14 protein-coding genes are annotated in these 19005 nt (G+C 44.8%); 3 read left to right on the top strand and 11 right to left on the bottom strand.

What is annotated here, in order from left to right; translation table 11 throughout:
• Positions 1-6 precede the first annotated feature (6 nt).
• The gene (locus EKN16_RS01050; protein ID WP_125653309.1) at positions 7-621 is read left to right on the top strand and encodes a TetR/AcrR family transcriptional regulator; all 615 of its coding nucleotides are present in this window, start codon (positions 7-9) and stop codon (positions 619-621) included.
• On the opposite strand, the gene EKN16_RS01045 is transcribed toward EKN16_RS01050, so the two are convergent.
• The gene (locus EKN16_RS01045) at positions 612-1136 is read right to left on the bottom strand and encodes a DinB family protein (protein ID WP_125653308.1); all 525 of its coding nucleotides are present in this window, start codon (positions 1134-1136) and stop codon (positions 612-614) included. The genes EKN16_RS01050 and EKN16_RS01045 overlap by 10 nt on opposite strands.
• A gap of 34 nt (positions 1137-1170) precedes the next feature.
• A complete protein-coding gene (locus EKN16_RS01040) occupies positions 1171-2199 on the bottom strand; it encodes an NADH:flavin oxidoreductase/NADH oxidase (RefSeq protein ID WP_125653307.1) in 1029 nt (342 codons plus the stop codon).
• 114 nt (positions 2200-2313) lie between these two features.
• Here EKN16_RS01040 and EKN16_RS01035 point away from each other — a divergent pair, with 114 nt between their 5' ends.
• Positions 2314-3207: a LysR family transcriptional regulator gene (locus EKN16_RS01035; RefSeq protein WP_125653306.1), complete on the top strand. Its 894-nt coding sequence runs from the start codon at positions 2314-2316 to the stop codon at positions 3205-3207.
• A 97-nt stretch (positions 3208-3304) separates the two neighbouring features.
• On the opposite strand, the gene EKN16_RS01030 is transcribed toward EKN16_RS01035, so the two are convergent.
• Positions 3305-4429: a stalk domain-containing protein gene (locus EKN16_RS01030; protein WP_125653305.1), complete on the bottom strand. Its 1125-nt coding sequence runs from the start codon at positions 4427-4429 to the stop codon at positions 3305-3307.
• 373 nt (positions 4430-4802) lie between these two features.
• On the opposite strand from EKN16_RS01030, the gene EKN16_RS33380 reads away from it, so the two are divergent.
• Complete coding sequence (locus tag EKN16_RS33380; protein WP_260182454.1) at positions 4803-4937, top strand: hypothetical protein; 135 nt, start codon at positions 4803-4805, stop codon at positions 4935-4937.
• Between the two features lie 245 nt (positions 4938-5182).
• On the opposite strand, the gene EKN16_RS01025 is transcribed toward EKN16_RS33380, so the two are convergent.
• The 8 genes from EKN16_RS01025 to EKN16_RS00990 all read right to left on the bottom strand — a co-directional run bounded on the left by EKN16_RS01025 (position 5183) and on the right by EKN16_RS00990 (position 18984).
• Positions 5183-10096 (bottom strand): DUF4838 domain-containing protein, encoded by a 4914-nt coding sequence (locus tag EKN16_RS01025; RefSeq protein WP_232016637.1) that lies wholly within the window; start codon positions 10094-10096, stop codon positions 5183-5185.
• Between the two features lie 244 nt (positions 10097-10340).
• Positions 10341-11306 (bottom strand): aldo/keto reductase, encoded by a 966-nt coding sequence (locus EKN16_RS01020; RefSeq protein WP_164522625.1) that lies wholly within the window; start codon positions 11304-11306, stop codon positions 10341-10343.
• Positions 11307-11433: 127 nt separating this feature from the next.
• Positions 11434-13527, bottom strand: a complete 2094-nt coding sequence (locus EKN16_RS01015; protein WP_125653302.1) for an alpha-galactosidase — start codon at positions 13525-13527, stop codon at positions 11434-11436.
• Positions 13524-15557, bottom strand: a complete 2034-nt coding sequence (locus EKN16_RS01010) for a hypothetical protein (protein WP_125653301.1) — start codon at positions 15555-15557, stop codon at positions 13524-13526. The genes EKN16_RS01015 and EKN16_RS01010 overlap by 4 nt, the downstream gene beginning before the upstream one ends.
• A 25-nt stretch (positions 15558-15582) precedes the next feature.
• The gene (locus EKN16_RS01005; RefSeq protein WP_125653300.1) at positions 15583-16467 is read right to left on the bottom strand and encodes a carbohydrate ABC transporter permease; all 885 of its coding nucleotides are present in this window, start codon (positions 16465-16467) and stop codon (positions 15583-15585) included.
• A 17-nt stretch (positions 16468-16484) separates the two neighbouring features.
• Positions 16485-17384 (bottom strand): ABC transporter permease, encoded by a 900-nt coding sequence (locus EKN16_RS01000; protein ID WP_179955582.1) that lies wholly within the window; start codon positions 17382-17384, stop codon positions 16485-16487.
• Positions 17385-17397: 13 nt separating this feature from the next.
• Positions 17398-17775 (bottom strand): sensory rhodopsin transducer, encoded by a 378-nt coding sequence (locus EKN16_RS00995; protein ID WP_125653298.1) that lies wholly within the window; start codon positions 17773-17775, stop codon positions 17398-17400.
• Positions 17776-17787: 12 nt separating this feature from the next.
• Positions 17788-18984, bottom strand: coding sequence for a M24 family metallopeptidase (locus tag EKN16_RS00990; protein WP_125653297.1), 1197 nt, complete (start codon positions 18982-18984; stop codon positions 17788-17790).
• Positions 18985-19005 lie beyond the last annotated feature (21 nt).

The raw sequence follows: 19005 nt of genomic DNA, 5'->3' as shown, positions 1-19005 counted from the left end.
ATAGGAATGAATCATCGTAATATAGAGGATAAAAGACATTTACGATCACTGAAAACGCGAATAAAATTATTAGAAGCCGCAAGGGAAGTTTTTCTTCAAGAAGGTTTTCAAAAAGCAACGATCTCGCAAATGATTAACAAAGCAAGTATCGGATACGGAACGGCATATGTACATTTTGGAGGAAAAGAAGATCTTTTAATCGTATTGATGGAGGGTGTCATGGAGCAATTTTTTGAAATTGCCGAGATCTCCTTCCTGCCAAAATCGAAACAAGAAGCTGAGGAAATCATTCGCAAACAAGCGAATGATTTTTTAAAAATGGCTGAAGCCGAACGGGATATGATGCAAGTCTTCGAACAGGCCATTGGGGTTTCTTCTTTAGTTTCGGATAAATGGAAAGCCATACGGGAAAAATTTATTCAGCGGATTTCAACAGACGTTGCCTACGCACAACAAAACGGGTTAGCTAGATCCGAAGTTAATCATGAGATTGTGGCACGAGGTTGGTTTTTTACGAACGAAATGTACCTATGGGAAATTGTCCGGGACGAACACCATAGTTCTGTCGAGGAGATCGCTAGAACGATCGCTTCTGTCTACGTCACAGGACTTTATTTATAGTATATAGAACTCCTTATCTTAATTACATTCAAATGATGCTCCGTATGTCCTGCAATAATATAAAGCAGCGCGCGAGCCGTCACATCTTTATTGACCACATTGCCTGCCCGAAGCCATGCCGTCTCTGCAATTGTGGTCAGAAGCGAGAACGTCGCTTGTCTGACAGCTTGGAAATCCGCAAGCAGCTCCTTTAGCGAGCACTTGCCGAAAGAGCCTTTATTAATAAAAACATCCTGATCATAGCCAAGAAGTTTCGTTTTATCCCCGCGCGCAATGCTAATCATCCAGTAGCTCATAACACGCTCCGAATCGCTGATATGTCCGAGCACTTCCTTCAATCTCCACTTCCCGGGTTTATAACGCAGCTCCCCTTGTTCTTGGCTAAGTTTACCGAATAAGGCGTTCACCTGATTCTGTTGTAGTTGAAGAAAGTGAAGGATATCACCATCAGGCACAATGTCGATGTAAGTTAAAAAATACGGATCATATTCGTTTTGTTTTGGTCGCTGCAGCATATTCGCTCATTCTCTCCTTTCCTAGTTTTCAATATTAGTATGCGCCTCTATATTGTTCAGGAATGTTATTTGGCTCATTGCGAAGCGAAATGGCTGCATGCGTAGCCCAATACGGATCACGCAGCATGCCCCGGCCAATCGCAACGAAGTCTGCATCTTCATTACCGATAACGGATTCAGCCAGCGCTGGATCTTCAAGCATGCCTACTGCAATGACTGGCGTGTTCACTGCTTCTCGGATTTTACGTGCAAAAAGCAATTGATACCCTGGGTAATTGCCAGGTGTTCTCTCCCCAGCAGGTCCTTCCCCACCTGTACTCACGTGAAATGCATCCACACCTGCAGCTTGGTAGGCTTTGGATAATTCGATGGCGTGATCAATATCATAACCACCATCGGCATACTCCATAGCTGAGATGCGGAAGATAAGAGGCATATCCGAAGGCATTTCTTTTTTGACTGCTTGAATGACTTCTACGCCAAATCGGGCAAGGTCTTGACCGTATATATCATCTCGTTTATTGGTTAATGGTGATTGGAATTGATGGATCAAATAGCCGTGAGCTCCATGAAGTTCAATCGTGTCTACACCGGCTTTTACAGCACGACGGACTGCATCGGCAAATTTTTGGACGACGTCTGGAACCTCTTTGGTTGTAAGTGCACGTGGCATTTTGTAAGGTGATCCTTGAAACTTTATCGCAGATGGAGCAATCGGGATTGCCACGTCTTCCGTTTTCCGTCCAGCATGAGCAATCTGAATCCCGATTTTGCCGTTATGAGTGTGTACACCTTCGATAATTTTGGCGAATGCCGGAATATGCTCATCTGACCACAATCCCAAGTCGAAATCGGTTATTCTGCCATCGGGATCTACATCTGTCATTTCCATAATAATGAGGCCCGTTCCGCCAATAGCACGGCTGAGATAGTGAACATAGTGCCATTCATTCGGTTTCCCATCTTTGGCTGTAACTGAATATTGACACATTGGTGCCATGACAATGCGATTTTTTATATGCAAACCTTTTAGATCATATGAAGAAAACAGTTTATGAGTCATAGTAATAACCTCCAAAGATATAATTACAAGCTTATCCGAATCTTGCATAAGTATATGCCCTGTGATAGCATGAATCAAATTGATATTATTAATGTTATAGATGAGGTGTAACTCATGAGCTTAGCGAGATTTGAAATTTTTTCTAAAGTAGTTGAATTAGATAGTTTCACAAAAGCAGCAGAAAAGCTTAACATGACACAATCTGCTGTGAGTCACGCTGTCGCTGGATTGGAATCAGAATGGGGAATTACTCTCTTAATTCGCGATCGTAAAAAAGGTCTTATGCTTACAGAAGTTGGTCAGAAAACTCTAATTCATATACGGGAAATATTAAATCAGCTGGAAAAAATCAAACAAGAAGTATCTTTTGCATCAAATCTTGAAGCTGGTACAATACGAATTGGAAGTTTCGCAAGCGCAACTTCTTGCATATTACCAAAAATAATTTCTAAATTTCATAAAAAACATCCAAACATTGAATTTACTTTTTTTGAAGGGACTTATGCAGAAATCATAGAGTGGTTTGAGACGGGGGTTATAGACATTGGTATTGTTGTTCAACAAAATATGAATACGAATCTGAATGTATTGCCCTTAATCAAAGATAAAATGGTTGTTGCCTTCCCCGAAGGACATCGATTCCAAGGTGAAATAACAATTGACATACAAGACTTACAAGAAGAACCGTTTATTATGCCCAAAGGAGTTTATCGAACTCATGTTGATGAAATTTTTTCTCAAGCTAATATAAAACCCTTAATTCGTTTCGAAGTTCAAGACTGTGCCACCATTGCAAGTATGGTACAAGAAGGACTTGGCATTACAATTGGGCCTGAATTGTTTCTCAAAGACCAGCCAAAAATTAAACTAGGAAACCTTAAGCAATTGAATTGGCGTAGTGTGGCACTAGCTTATCCATCGCTTCAAAGTGTTTCCCCAGCAGTTCAAGCGTTCCTTACAGTGGCACAGGACCTATTTACAACTGAAAATGAATCATGTTCCAACTAAACGGCTTGATTTTACAACAGTGCATGATTCCAAAAAAAAGGGCGACCTCTCCCCGGTAGAATACCGAGAAGCGATCGCCGCTTAACACGCTCTTTTATTATCTTCTAGGGAAATAACCAACAAACTCTTTCGTGTCCATATTAAACGCAAGAGTCAAGGGCCCCACCAGCAGATCTTGATCTGTGTTGTAGGATACCGTAACCAGCTTGCCATTGGCAGCTTGAAGAGCTTCCAGCTTCTTCTTCAGCTCATCGGTAGCAGTAAGCACACTTGAGCCTTTAGCATCAACCACTTCTACCTTTGCATCATTTTGCTTGGTAGTCAGATGTGATTTCTGCGTGTCCTGAACTTGACTCCATGCCAGATTACGAAACTCCTGAACAGCAGCTGGAGACAATTGCTCGTTAGCCGCTAACACGACAAGGTAATGAAGCGGGCCTTGCGGCGGAATGCTCTTCGTCAGGTTCGGACCGTAGTAGGCACGCACCTTAGTTCCAACTTTCAGATCCGCCCAATCAACCGGCTGACCTTGTGACGTAAGTACGCTTGTTTCTTTACCAGCGTTTACAGTTAAAGTCGGTGTTAATACGCCGTTTTTGGTTTCGCCAAACTCTACTACCCATCCATCTTCCGTATGTTTAACCGATTGAATAACATCTTCCTTAATTAGCGTCTGGCTGCCAACATTAATTTGTGCAACATGGGATTGACCAGGGAAGCTCAATGCAATGATCGGGCCGTATTGAACGTCGATTTGCATGCCGGCCTTGAGATCTTTGGCATTGAAGGCTTTACCTTCTCTGTCCTTAATGATTGTATCCTTATCGGCGTGGAGAATAATCCAGTTGTTATCACCTTTGCCAAGCAGCTCGATTTGATATTGTCCTTCACCTGTCGACTTGACGTCTACGATGACACCAGTACCACGCACATATTTCACAGCTTCTTCCTCTTCTATTTTCTTCAGCTCGATTTCTTTGTTCTTCGTATTATAATTCAGCGTGTACCCAAGTGCTGCAGCCTCGCTGCGTGCAGGTAGATACGCTTGACCATTAATAAAAACAGGTTTCATGGAAGTAGACTCCCCATTAACCGAGACTTTTACATCGCTGCGCAATATGCCGCTAACCTTGTCCATGAAACCAGATGCACTTGCTGCCGTCGTCGCTCCGAGCAACCCAATCATCGTGATGAGTATAATCTTCTTATTCTTGTTGTTCATCTGTTATTGCTCCTCTCGAACCCTCTTCCGAGTCCACTGGTTTATCTTAACAATCACTCAGACGCGCCTCTTCTGTGAAAGGTTGCAGCTCACTTATAAAACAAACATCCCGTGTCCCTTCACCCGAAGGACACAGGATGTTTATTTATTCAACGCATTCAATCACTCATTGAGCGAAGGAAAGCTTTAGCATAACTGACTCAGCTGGAGCTAGTGCTACCTGCAATTCTCCCTTTATGCATGAAACGTCTCGCGACCACCCATAAGTTAACGAATTGAGCATTTACTCTGTATCCTTAAGTTCCCCGAAAGCATCACAAGAAATACGGCGGTTATGTGCATAGGGATGAGGAAAGAGCGGCACAATCGAGAGATGGCTGAAGAAACGTCTGCCGATTCGCGCGGGATCAAGCAGCGAGCAAATCTGCTTCATTCCGAAATTATAGGCTTGAATGCCCGTGTGGATATCTGGCACGAAACAAAAGCGAAGCGGACGGAATCGTTCTGAAGAAGCGATAGCGTTCGCCTTTGTCTCCTTATTTCTACCCCTAAGGGATAGAATCAAGAAATAGGGAGACAACAGCGATCGTAAGAATGATCCGTCCGCGCAGCGGCCTTCTACGCACCATGCTTCACATTTCTCAAGTTAGTGTTGAGGCCCTATTAACAAAACAAAAGCGCACCTAACTTTGCATCAGCAAGGAGAGGTACGCTTGTTTACTTATCTAGAAGCTGGTTGATTCAAAGCTGTTCTTATTTGCTGCTCTTATCGAGATGAATCGGATAGAATTCAGACGGATTCCATACCATTCCGCCACCCCAAGTAATAAATTTTTCTTTCCCGTGGAAATTCCGAAAGAAGAAACCATATAGCGTATCCGTTACGGTTGGATCGACGCCAATACTCTCGAATGGGATAGCTTGAATCGTATTCCAACGGTCGGTCCCTACTTCGGCCTTCGCATACCATAATCCGTTGTACGTCGGGTCTTGGAATGACTTGTATTCAAACTTAACAGCCTTCGGATTGGAAAAGAATCCGTAGTAGGTTCCCTTCATGTCGCCCGTCACATAAGTCTCAACAGAGTCATCCGCACCGCTTCTCCACCATTCTCCGGGAGCATCGTCGCTTACAACCATGCGATCCAAATGATCATCGAGATTTTCATAACCAACATATAAATTTTTGTCATCCCATAAGAGATACACTTTCGTTTCTTCCTGCACCTGATTTCGAGTGCCCATCTCGCGGAATTCAGTTACCGGCTGGACATTTGCCCAAGGCCCCTTACTAAAGTCGAGCGAATCCATGATCTCGTCTTTGCTGTATGTCGTTCTTGCAGCACTTGCCGATAAATTAGGAATTTCACCTACCAAAAAAACCATCTTTTCGAATGTTGTTTTGATCGGTTCAATTCTTTTCTTGGCTTGCGCATCGGCCAGCTGCCAAGCTTCATTCAAGGCGCTTTGAGCAGCATCTTTAATTCCGGCTTTTATGACGTATTGGCCAATCAACTGACTTGCCCTGGAATAGACGCCAACCGGCTGTTGATCATAGTTCCAGCCTTGCTCGATTAAATCGTAATAGCGCCTCATCGAATCTGCAGCTGCTCCGTATGCCTTTTTCAAGAACTCGGTTTTGAGTGCTTCTAAATCCGCATCCGGATTCCAGAACAGATTATTGATCAGCCAATATTGCAGCGCATTGATTCCCCATATGTCTCCGTTGTCCAAATGACCCTCTGGCAATACTCCCATAATCCCCAAATCACGATAATATTTCATATCGGCCTGCACCTTTTTGGCAATCGGCCTTTCGTAAATATCCGTGACGCAGCAGCCATAATAATTATACATCAGAATATTATGAGTTTTGACTGCCCACGCTTCCAGTTTGAGCTTATAGGCATAGTTAGAGCTGTTCTGATCGTTAGTATTAAAAGGAACTCTATCGTCTTCAGAGCCTGGTGCCATAACGATGATGATATTGTCCTCTAATTCTACCTTAGGCGGAGTATCCGTAAAAAAGTACGCGAAAGTCGCAATTTTCACTTTTGGATGGGTCAGCTTAATTTCAGCCGCTATCTTATTCAGAAATGTGAAGAAAACAGTCGATTTGTACGCTGGATCCTCAGGTTGAACGACAAGGCCGTCAGGTGTTGTAAAAGGAGATCTGCTTAATTCTCCTTGACTGAATACTTGGTTATCCATAATTCCGACTCCAAGGTATTCCATGGGCTGAACGGAGAGAAGCTGCCTCATCTCACCCGCAATGACCCCGGGCACATCTGGATGATAGAAATTAATTTGAGAATTCTCCATTGATACAGGAACGTATTTTCCATCCACTTCATTGTAATATTCAGGATGCTTGTCAAAATATTTTTCATTTGGAAGCCAGAAATCGAGGTTGTGTCCAAGCAGTACGGGATTTAAACCAAGATCATACTGTCTACCCCAGTAATCTATATTTCCGACCTCTGCTAACTTCGCATTCAATTTGTTCCGCGCCAGCATGGATTCCGTGTCAGCGTCTGTATGAAACTCTCCCTTTTTTCCTGAGCCGGTAGTATGCCATCCCCGCAGCTTAAACGGCGATTTTTGCACATAGTCGATTTTCTTAGCAACAATCGTGGATTGGTGATCATAGAGTGTTCCGAAGTCCGTTGATCTTGTCCATAGAACACCAGCATTTTCTCTTAGGAAATCATATACTCCGTTTAAAGCACCTCTTGGATTATCACCGAAAATATAGATTAGGTTGCCGGATGTTCTAATGGCGAAGCCATCCGTCTCATGTAAATAAGCAAGATCATTTGGATAAAGATTGTTTAGCTCTGCATTCGTATCCGGTGTTGCAATAATAATTCGAATGCGACCGTCAGTATTACTGCTGCCACTACCACTACCACTACCGTTTCCGTTTCCGTTTCCATTTCCGTTTCCTTGGTCATCTTCTGCCACAATCTCGGTTAACGTCACATCATCGATCCATAACGATTCCGTACCCGACATGAAGAAATAAACCCAGTTATGATCGTATACCGCATTCACAGCTGGCGTATAATCCAGCTCTACACGCTGCCACTGATCGCTTACAGTAACTTCCGCCCTTGCAGTAACAGGGTTATTCCCGCCATTAGCCAGCATCTCATGAATTTCCATGTCCATAGTTCCAGCTGAGGCACCTTTAACCCATGCGCTTAACTTATATCGCTTACCTGGTTGCAGCTTTAGATCCTGCAATGCCCTGGCAAACATGTAATCCGAACCTTGCAATTCGAGCTTTAAAGATCGCGTGCCGCTCTTGAATTCCTTGTCGTCCCACACGGCTGTCGGCGAATACCAGCTATCCGGGAAGTTTCCGGCAGCATTGGCGATTTCAAACCCAGAATTGTGCAAGAGATCGTTAATAGGTTCTTCCACAATTTCGGTCAGAGAGATGTCATCAATCCAGAGTGATTCCATACCCGACATAAAAAAGAAAACCGAGTTATAATCGTATTGCGCATTCTCTTCAGGCTTATATTCCAATTCCATAAGCTGCCATTCATTGCTTGCGGTTACTTCTGAACGCTTAATAACCGGGTTATTCCCTCCAGCGGCCAGCATTTCATGAATCTCCATATTCACGGTTCCAGCACCGGTTCCCTTAACCCATGCGCTTAATTTATACCGTTTCCCTTGTTGTAATTTGAGATTTTGATCTGTGCGAGCAAACATATAGGCTGAGTTCCCCAGATCTAACCGCATAGAGTGAGTACCACTGTGCGATACCACGCTATCTCTTCCACCAGAAGGCAAAAACCATCCACTCGGGAGATTGCCGCTCGAATTCGCTAGTTCAAATCCTGGATTTTCCAACAGGTTAGACTCATAATGAATCGTTAATTTCATGGGACTAAGCGCCATTTCACCTACACTTGCCTGAACAATAACTTCATGATCCCCGTTGGCTGTCGCATTCGTAACTTCCACAGAGCCTTCTATGATTTTATTTTCATGACTTGCTAGTTTAACTTCTTTAGGCAAATTCACTGTAATAGGTCCATCATTAATTTGCACCAAATTCACATGTACTGGAGTTGCTTCATTATTGATGAGATGGAGCTGTATTGGATATTGTCCACTTTTTTTAATTTCCAGTTTATTGACCGATAACACCGCACTAACGGATGTCTCCGAATTCCACTTATAAATTGAAAGTTCAGTACCGCTAACCATCTTAATCGTATCTTGAAGCTCTTTCGCAGCAAGATCCAACATCTTATCCGCTGAGGAATCAACAAAGATGTCCGCCTTAGAAATTCCTGATTCCACAATTATCGCGGATGGTTTCGGTTCCGTTACTCCTCCTCCGGCTCCTCCTTGATTGGTTGTCGTATTTCGAATATCAGCAGAAACAAGCTCATTCCCAATCGTTGCTGTTACATTGGATGAGAAATTGATCTTGATCGGCCACTTGTTCATCTTAACGCCACTTACATGGAGCGTAGCGGTCTGGATCACTCCATCGCCAGTAACGTTAGCAGGAGAATTAAATATCATAACCAGAACTTTGGTAGAGCTGCCTAATTCGAAGCTAACCTTACCGGTCATATGTTGGATTTCATCGAATTCTCCATCAAGAACGATTGCAGCGTTTATTTGATCGTTCGGAATGAGAATGATTACGTTCACGAATCCCTTGCCCTTCAAATTCCCTTCTTTCAGAATGCCTCCCGAAAGCATTTGAACTTCTTGGATTACCGTTGTTCCTTCAGCCACGATTCGAATCTGCGAGTTCCATTTGTCAACAATCAATGGGCCTATCAGATTGGAGTCGCGAATAATGATGCTATTTTTTCCGCCGCCCAGAATGTAAGTTGATCCTTTGACCGTAACACCCTCCAGCAGGACCTCTCCTTCTCCAGCCCCTTGGGTGATGAACAGGTCGCCTGAGACGACCATGTTTTTAAGTGCCACATCGTCTGTATTAACCACTAGATTCCCGGCAGCGTCAGACTTGTAATCTCCTTTATCTTTTACTAAAGTTCCCATTACGTTATCTATCATCTGTATAACTTCAGACCGTGTCGTATTCTCTTTGGGTTTGAACTGATTATTTCCTTTCCCTTTAACGTAACCCTTTGCCTTTAGTGCCAGCACGTCCGAGAGAGCATAAGAAGCTATCGACAATGAATCTGTAAATTCTTCACCAGCCCTAACATCTGCTTTCACTTTAAACGCACGAGCAACAATGACGGCAGCATCCTGACGGGTAATAAGCTTGTTCGGTTCGAACCTATCGCTACCTGCTCCCTTAATAATACCAGCTGCATACAGCCTGATTACATCCTGTGCGTACCAGGAGTTATCGCCTACATCTGTAAACGGATTTGCACTGGACAGAGTATCTGGTAAGTTGAATACCCGATTAATCAATGCAGCGAATTCGGCCCGGGTGACTGCATTATCCGGATGGTAGTTGTGATCTGCATCCCCCTTGAGCAGACCGAGTCCTATCCATTTGTTCATGACCTCTTTCGCCCAGTGATTTGAAACAGCCGCCTCTCCCTGCTTGTTGTTGACCTCTTCATTAACCGCCAACGCTTGAGATGGCATCAAGATCATCACAAGCAAACACACGATTAACAGGAGAGACAATATACGTTTCGAATTTACCATTCCCACTTGCTCAACCCCTCTAAAATAGATTTTTTGCGCATACCAAAAAAACCATAGCCTTCCATCGCTCCGCTACTAATTGAATCGAGGACCTGCCTATGGTTCGATCTATACCAAATTGTCCCCCCTTAATCCGCTCAATATAAAACGCTTACATTTTCATTATAAAACACCTGATTATACGAGACTATTTGCCAATCTTGCTTTCCTTGACATCTATTGCGGTAATTCCGGGCTGCTATAATCACCCATGCTCCAAGTAATCCACTTGCTCAGGGCTTAAGCTTACTCCAAGCACTTCCAGCGCCTCTTCGACCTGCTCAAGCGAACGGCTTCCGATAACCGGTACGACCGGGAAAGGCTGACTAGTTAAATATCCAAGCACGACTGAAGAGATGGAGATATTCAATTCCTTGGACACTTCCACCACACGTTCCATCCGTCCTCTGTTAACCTCATTATTGTAAGTATCTTTTACTGCATCCTTAAGAGACTTCATACCGCCGGCATGAAGTTTCTGAAAGAAACCTTTCGCTTGCGAAGTAAAGGCGAACACGGTCAAACCCGTCTCTTTGTAAAACTCAAGCCCCGCCTTGTCCATTGCGACTGTTGTTGGATCCGATACAGCATCTTCGTTAATATCCGCTAAGCTCCACTGAATCTGACTCGCAACGAAAGTGTGCAATCCGTTACTCTCGGCATACTCAGCTGCTTCCCTAATCCGGCTAGGCAACCAGTTGGAGCAGCCGAATAAGCGTATTTTACCGTCTTTAACCAAGGTATTGAGTGTGTTAATAATATCGCTTACCGGCTTGCTCACATCATCGCGATGAAGCCAATACAGATCAATCTTATCCACACTAAGAGAGTTCAGGCTCTCCTCGACGTCATACCTAATATCCTGACATGTGAGACGCGACACATTCATCGTTGACAAATTCGGATGGGCGCCCTTCGTGGAAATCAGAACTCTCTTCCGAATACCACTCTTCCTGAGCCAATTACCTACCGTTATCTCGCTTTTTCCATGACCGCCAGGTACCCAATCGGCATAGACCCTTGCCGTGTCAATCCAATTGCCTCCACCTTCGACAAATCGGTCCATAATCCGAAAGGAAAGCTCCTCGGAGATGGTGCTTCCGAAATCAGCTGTGCCTAACGCCAAGGGCGTGAAATTCAGATTGGTTCCTGACATTGCTGTAAGCTTCATGGTTATTCGCCACCTATTCATTATATTAACCGTGAACGAGCGTTAACAAAAAAATCTATGAACAGCCTCCCGGCAATCGCGGAGAGGCTGTTCAACATTTATTAAACCGCTTCAATACACCAACAAATCACTGCAATTCAAAAATTCTTGCCGTAAATTCCGCAGGAAGCGTAACGGTAAGTACACCTTCCTGTTGGTTCCAATGCCAATTGCAATCTTCGCGCTTAGGATAGCCACAACGAACGGATAACTCCTTACCCTGGAAACCTTGAAGGGGAAGCATCACTTCCTTCGCTCCACCCTGCAAACGCCATACAGCTACATAGGCCTTCTCAGCGCTGCGCAGTCCCAAGCTAAGCCAGGAATCTCCATGCTTAGGCAATCCGATCGGCCAGAAGGGAAGTGATTGCGGAATTTGTTCCCGAATGCTCTTATAATAGGAAATTCCTTCACGTATTAACTCAAACCGATCCGGCTGGATGTCCGCTAAGTGCCCGCTTTGATGTATGCGCATGAGCATGCTATTAACCATATTGAAGATAACCTCTTCTTCGTCCCCTTCCTTTAGCGGATAGGACCAAGCAGCTGATTGTTCGGGGGTTACCGCCGTTGGAGCTGCAGCACTTATCGCGGCAAACTTACGATAATCCGTCTGATCGCTTATCGATTGCACACTATGACGGGCTAGCAAAGCATAGTCCATACGCATGCCGCCGCTGCCGCAATTCTCAATTACCAAATCGGGATAACGGGCGAATACCCGGTCAAGCCATGCTAAGTATGCCCGGTTATGCTGGAGCAGTCCTTCTCCGAAGCTGTCCGCATCAACCTCGGTGCCGATTCCCGCATTAATGTTGTAATCCATCTTGATGTAACCGACCTTGTATTCCGTAACCAATCGGTCGATAACTTCATCCGCATATTGCACCACATCAGGGTGACGATAATCCAACTGGTATCTACCATGATCAATAACTCGCTTGCCATGTCGCATGAAAAACCATTCATCCGGGACTTGATCAGCCAGAGGGCAATGGATACCCATAACCTCCAGCTCTAGCCATAGCCCCGGAATCAAGCCTTTAGCACGGATATAGTCGAGTACCTCTTGTAAGCCGCCGGGAAACCGACTCGCTGCTGGCTGCCAAAGGCCCACATCAGTCCACCATTCCCCGTCTGCATACCAGCCGGCATCAATGCAATAGTATTCACAACCAGCTTTTGAAGCCGCATCGACTAATGGTAAGCTTTTCTCTGTCGTCGGATCAGCAAACAAACAATTCATATAATCGTTGAAGATAACTGGCAGCTGCACATTATCTACATTCGGGCGACGAATAACTCTGCGGTATCGTGTTAACTCACCAATTGCCTGCTCGAAGCCCCCAAGAATAATGGCAATAGCAGCAGGTACAGAAACAAAGGTTTCACCCGGCGCAACATTTTTCCACCAGTGGTTTTCATTTTCAGTAGGACCGCTGATCTGTAAATAGATCTGCCCTTGGGCAGCATCGCTGATTTCCCAATGCCAGGAACCATTATGCTCGATTTGCCAGCATAAAACTGTACCACTCACCGTATTCTCATAACATCCCATTGGCAAAAGATCGGCAGAAGACCAGGTGCCTGATTTGCTATAGGAGAGTCGCTTTAGGGAAAAATCATTCGCCTTCGTAAGCCCCAGTTCAGGCAGAGTATTGGTTCTCCATTGCAGCTCTCCGTGCCAAGTATTATGTGGTACGCGCAATCGGCTTTTCGCTTCCCATGTACCCGCACCCTCCTTGGCTATTCCAGTCAGAGCGAAGGAAGATACATATTCTAAAGGGAGTGAATCCTTGCCACGATTGACAACCTCCGTCCAAGAACGAATGACAGAGATCCCGTCGTAAAACTGATAATGAACGGTTACCCCTGTTGATCCGTCTTCCATGGCTATTTCAATTTTTCGTCCATAGTCATTACGGACATCCCGGTGGGAGACATATTTCAACCGTCCACCTGGCATCGTTCCCGTATACTTGGAAGCGTGGTGGTCATTCTGATCCTCACCTGTAACCTGCAATTCCACGATCCGGCGTACCGAGCGCTCTTCTTCGGTTCCAAGCAATCCTTCATCTGATGGAGAAGTGGAGAGATGCAGCAAACGTACATCCCCACTGTCTGTAATCTCCACGCTCATATAGATCCCGTTCTCTTGAATGTCAATCCATTGTTGTGTCATAATTCCTCCTGAAATTGAAGCTCCACCATAACGATTCCCCGTCCAGGGACATACAAGCTGAATTGCGATCCGTTAGGAGTGACAGGTATTCCTGGGAAATCGGTCAAGACGTTAATATTTTTAATCGTTCTGCCTACGTCCAGATGTGCCGATTTGTAATTCATATGCAAATTGGTGATCATGATTCGCCAACGATTAGGAGCCATCTCAAGTGCGGCAGTTCGAATGAAATCCACATTCCTTAACACCTTCGGTGCATTTGTATGATCCTTCATTCCTTGTACACATGTAGACAAGAATTGCTCGGTTACCGGGCTGAAATAGAGGCTATCGATCCAAGAAATATCATCGTTAGCAGCTGCAAGTTGATTCTGCTCCAATACTTCATCATCTGCATTCTTTTCCATGACAAACGCTTGAGCCACTTCGCCGAACCTATCCCGTATCACACAAAAAAGCTGGTTAACTTCGCAGACAACACCCCATCCAGCGACCGCTCCAATCCCGGATATACGATCCGTCATGTTACCAATTAGAATTGCCGGCCCGCCCCGATAAGCAAGAACACTTTGTAATTCATCACCTTGCAATAGATGTAGATGAGTAACAAGAATCGATCCATTCGTTTCTTGAATATCCTTAATATTTACAACCTTGTGCAAAGGCGCTCCACGAGCTATCAATTCATTCATATATTTGTGAACATGCCAATTGCGGGTTACAGCATAGTCCTCCAATGAATGATGCAGGAGCTGATCAGACCATACCATACTGGCTCCAACAATTTGACCAGGGCAGCCATCAAACCCGGAATTCCACCGTTTAGAAATCCAGTTCCAGCCATCCCGGCTAATTCCGTCTCCGAGGCAAGCCATGAATCCCGACGCACAACGGCTCAGCCCTGTCCGATCTTGCAAATACAAATTAGACAACGAATAGATATCCCTCTCCAGTACGGTCGGAGCATGACTCAGTGCATCCCACTGCTCATTCGTATCTTGAATCGCATTCAGGCAAATCAGCTTTTTATTCGGCACGTAAGCTTTAATGGCTAACAGCATCGCCATAAACTCCGAACCCGGTTCATATTCCGTTTCCCCTGCACCGGCAGATAAAGAAGCTCCGACGGATTCTACGACAAACCCGTCCACTCCGGTATCCGCAAGCAGTCGATAATCAACTCCGTAACGGTATAAGGCTTCAAACGGATCTCTTGTCCATGCCGTGTTAATAACGGCCTTTTTCCGCTCTTTACGAAGGGCCGGCATAATTTTATGCCATAGCTGTGCCCATCTGATGCCATGAAATTGGATCCATTCCAGACGCTTATGATTCCAAATCCAATCGGCCCGCTTCTCCATCTCGAACGGATCGCCATCGCAGTTAGCAGTTAGTCCCGTCCCGAGCTCCACTCCGCTGTGTGTTACGAATTGATCTACCATATCATCTGAGTAATCGGTCTCTGCAAGGCTAAGCCGTGGACTCGTATAACCGTCAGCGCCATGGTATCCATCAAAACCGTAGTCCAGCATAACTCTTATCAAATCGCTGACAAATAAGTCTTCATAGTAGCTCCCATCCTTAAACCGCCTTAACGGATTAATAGCTGAGAAAGCCTCGCCCGTCTTCCTCATTTCATAAAGCTCCGGATGAGCAGCACACCATTTGCTTGCCCTTAAAGTTTCACCTACATGAAACTGATAGATATCAAAAAAACTGCAATACATTTCAACACCATGCTTTTGCAGCTCTGCGACAAGACTCCGAAGCTGAAAGTTGGTCCATTCCTGCCTATTACGTTCCTTGCCATAGGGACGTGCCCCATAAGAACAAACCTCCATCGGCAAAATCCATTCTCTCTCCATGCCTTCATGAGCATGAACAAAATCAGGCGTATAGAAGAGCAATGAGATGCTTTGGGGAATGAACCCTACAGTGTCCAAATAATTGGCAACTCCAAAGTCGCTTTCCGTATTATCGAACCCGATTAATTCAATCCACACCCATCTTTCATGGCTTGCAGCTTTCATCCTACATCCCCCATTTTGAAAAAAGTCATCCTTTAACGCTTCCGAGTACAATCCCTTTCACGAAAAACTTTTGCAGGAAGGGATAGACGATAAGAATCGGCAGCGCTCCCATAAAGATTTGTGCCGCCCGGGTCGTTCGCTCGGAAATTTCAATAAGACCGGCTAAATTTTTCGGATCCATTTTCATTGGATTGCTATTAATAACCAGTAACTGCAAATAAGTAGATAAAGGGTAGTTTTTCGGGAAATTCATATAGATCAACCCATCAAACCAAGCGTTCCAATGATAGACCATCGTAAACAAGGATACGGTTGCAAGAACCGGCAATGACATGGGCACGTACATCTTCCATAAAACAAGCCAATGTCCCGCTCCATCCATAAAGGCCGACTCTTCAATCTCCTTAGGTAATCCTCGGAAAAAATTCAGCAGCAGAATGACATTAAATACAGAAACCGCGCTCGGAATAATAAGCGCCCATATCGTATCAATTAGACCCGTCATACTGACAACGATGTACGTAGGAATGAGCCCTCCGCTAAACAGGAGGGTGAATACAAAAAACCAGGCATAATAACTGCGAAGCCTTAAATCCTTACGTTCCTTGGAGAGCGGATATGCACATAGAAGCGATATTCCCATATTCATTACAAAACCAAGGACAAGCCGCTCGAACGATATACCGAACGAACTTATGAATTCCTGCTTTTGCAAAATGTACTTATAAGAAGAGAAGGTAATATCGACAGGAAGCAGTTTGACCAAGCCGGCTGATGCGGCAGCGCTGGAGCTAAAGGAGATAGACAGCACTTGAATCAGTGGAAGCAGGCAAAGCAGGGAAAGCGCAACGAGAAAAATGTAGTTGCCCACAACGAAAACTTTTCGGCTTAAGGACACCCGATGCTGCATTCGAAACATTCCTCTCATTAAAAAATGCGATAGTTGACTAATCGATAGGCCATGATATAAGAAATGGTTATGAGCACGAATGAAACCAATGATTTAAATAATCCGATCGCCGTCGCGACGCCGAATTGCGCATCCAGCAAACCAATACGGTATATTAACGTGTCTAGAATATCTCCGCTTTGATAGACGCTCGGGCTATACAAGTTAAATATTTGATCGAAACCGGCATTCAGAACGTTACCTAGGCTTAATGTAGCCATCAGAACGATAATCGGCACCATGCCCGGTAACGTAATATGCCAAATCTGTTTCGTATGGTTAGCTCCATCCACGATAGCTGCTTCGTATAAAGAAGGATTAATGCCCGTAATAGCGGCTAGAAATACAATCGTGCTAAATCCGAATTCCTTCCAGACGTCAGAGAAAATGAGCACGGCTGGAAACCATTTGTTGCTGCCCAAGAAGAAAACGGAATCCATACCTAAGGCATTCAGGAGCTGGTTAATAATCCCTTCCGAAGGAGAAAGAATATCGACAAGCACACCGCCGAGAATAACCCAAGATAAAAAGTGCGGTAAGTAAATGAGCGTCTGAACGCCCCGTTTAATAAGCATGTGCTTCAATTCATTTAGCAGCACAGCAACTAGGATAGGGACCACTAGGCCAAGAACGATCTTCATTGTGGCGATAAACACGGTGTTGCCAAGTACCTGCCAAATATCCGGCATTTGCAGCAAGTAACGGAAATTACCGAGACCGATCCATTTCGAGCCGAACAATCCATTAATGGGAATAAATTTCTGAAAGGCAACAACAAAACCTATCATTGGATAGTAGCAATAGATTAGAAGGATGATTATCCCGGGTATAAGCATCAGATGCAAAGGAAGCTCGCGTCTTGTCTTCTTCATATTCATCTTGTTCAGTCCCTTATTCTGAGTATCCCATCATCCCGATATAAGCCAGATTGGATTGAGCGATATCCATCCTGCCATACTGGATAATGACTTCAATCGTACTTCTGAAACGCAACGAATACTGAAGCTGCCTATCCAGTTCAATGCCGCCAATTTCATGCGGATGATCCATCCGAATGCATTTGACTCGTTTGGCCTCCGCAGTAATTTTGATATTTTCGTCCGGATCCCGGTCTTCATAATAAATATCCATGAAGATCTCCGCATCCTCTTCATTACAATTAAGGATCATAACCGCTTCATGACCTTCGAAAATTTCACCTTCTACTTTTCCCTTATAAGGTAAATAACCATCGACGATATACCAGTTTTTAGCGCCTTCTTTGCTCACATCTAGTCCTCCTTAATTGACCGAAATCGTCGCTGTTTCTTTCCAAGTCTTACTTAAATGCCTGACCAGCTTCGACATCGATTCGTATCCGGTTTCGGTTACAAGCAGACTTTCTTCGATCCGATTTGAACCATGAGGATGTCCGAAGAGACTTACGTCCGTATTTACCGTCATTCCCGCTACGAATCTCGCTTCGGAGTTCTCATCGGGGTAAGGCGATTCCGCTTCCGCCAACCCACAGCCATGTAATGGCGGATAAAGATCATATTCGGTGACGTTCTTATCTTTGAAGTACGCTTTTACCGCGCGTACCACTTCGTTCTGCTTAGCTCCCGCTTTTATTCTGTTTAACGCAGCATCCTCGGCTTCGACAAGAATATCGATAAATGCCTTCTGTTCCTCACTCATCCGGCCTGCGACGAAAGGAAAATTCATGGTGGCTACATATCCCTCGACCTGTATCGCAATAGCAGCCATAATCATATCGCCTTCCTCGATCACTTTTCCTGATGCTCTTCCGATGATCGTATTCACCCGTTCACCGCTTGTTAAAAGACAGAACGGAATATTCTCCGCACCTTGCTTGGTGCATTCCCCATAAGCCAGCGAGGCCAGCTCAAGCTCAGTCATGCCTGGCTTCACCTGTTCAATCATCAGCTTATAGCCCGCATCAGCAATCCTTGCCGCTTCTTGCAAACAGGCGACTTCATTAGCTGTCTTGGTCATTCTTAGCTTGAATAGTAAATCACCTGCATCGACGACTTCGATACCCGCGAAGCTGTCTTCGATTACCTTCATTAAGGGTTCCGGCATCGCATCAATGCCAACGATACCTAACCTTAGCAAGGGTTCGTTTCCTTGTATCCCCTGGCAGATCTCAGTCAAGCTTGTATAGTGCGCTTGGGGATATTCGATCTTATCCGGTACCGTCACGCAAGCAAATTCCGGAAGAAGCCGGATATCCGGCCATGCGCTCATTTCGCGGCAAAACATTTCACCTTCCGGTGCGGCAATGACAAAAGGCTCACCTGTCAGAGGAACCATGACAGCTCCCCTTTCGAACAATGGCCAGTAGTTGCTCATATAACGCAGGTTTTCCTTCCTATACTCATCACCGTAGATCAAACAAGCTTGCATTTCTTTTTCTCTCATTAACACTTTTAACTTTTCAACTCTTGCCGCAAATTCTTCTTTCGGAATTTTGACCATGAATGCATCTCTCCCCACTCT

The organism is Paenibacillus baekrokdamisoli, from assembly GCF_003945345.1.
Lineage (GTDB): Bacteria > Bacillota > Bacilli > Paenibacillales > Paenibacillaceae > Paenibacillus_Z > Paenibacillus_Z baekrokdamisoli.
The sequence above is the reverse complement of the archived record's forward strand: the minus strand, read 5'-3'. Positions and strand labels throughout refer to the sequence as shown.

Coding starts and splice junctions, on each gene's coding strand:
- EKN16_RS33380 (WP_260182454.1), top strand. CDS start 4,803: ATGGCTGAAGAAACGTCTGCCGATTCGCGCGGGATCAAGCAGCGAGCA.
- EKN16_RS01010 (WP_125653301.1), bottom strand. CDS start 15,557: ATGAAAGCTGCAAGCCATGAAAGATGGGTGTGGATTGAATTAATCGGG.
- EKN16_RS01015 (WP_125653302.1), bottom strand. CDS start 13,527: ATGACACAACAATGGATTGACATTCAAGAGAACGGGATCTATATGAGC.
- EKN16_RS00990 (WP_125653297.1), bottom strand. CDS start 18,984: ATGGTCAAAATTCCGAAAGAAGAATTTGCGGCAAGAGTTGAAAAGTTA.
- EKN16_RS01040 (WP_125653307.1), bottom strand. CDS start 2,199: ATGACTCATAAACTGTTTTCTTCATATGATCTAAAAGGTTTGCATATA.
- EKN16_RS01030 (WP_125653305.1), bottom strand. CDS start 4,429: ATGAACAACAAGAATAAGAAGATTATACTCATCACGATGATTGGGTTG.
- EKN16_RS01020 (WP_164522625.1), bottom strand. CDS start 11,306: ATGAAGCTTACAGCAATGTCAGGAACCAATCTGAATTTCACGCCCTTG.
- EKN16_RS01050 (WP_125653309.1), top strand. CDS start 7: ATGAATCATCGTAATATAGAGGATAAAAGACATTTACGATCACTGAAA.
- EKN16_RS01025 (WP_232016637.1), bottom strand. CDS start 10,096: ATGGTAAATTCGAAACGTATATTGTCTCTCCTGTTAATCGTGTGTTTG.
- EKN16_RS01005 (WP_125653300.1), bottom strand. CDS start 16,467: ATGCAGCATCGGGTGTCCTTAAGCCGAAAAGTTTTCGTTGTGGGCAAC.
- EKN16_RS01035 (WP_125653306.1), top strand. CDS start 2,314: ATGAGCTTAGCGAGATTTGAAATTTTTTCTAAAGTAGTTGAATTAGAT.
- EKN16_RS01000 (WP_179955582.1), bottom strand. CDS start 17,384: ATGAATATGAAGAAGACAAGACGCGAGCTTCCTTTGCATCTGATGCTT.
- EKN16_RS01045 (WP_125653308.1), bottom strand. CDS start 1,136: ATGCTGCAGCGACCAAAACAAAACGAATATGATCCGTATTTTTTAACT.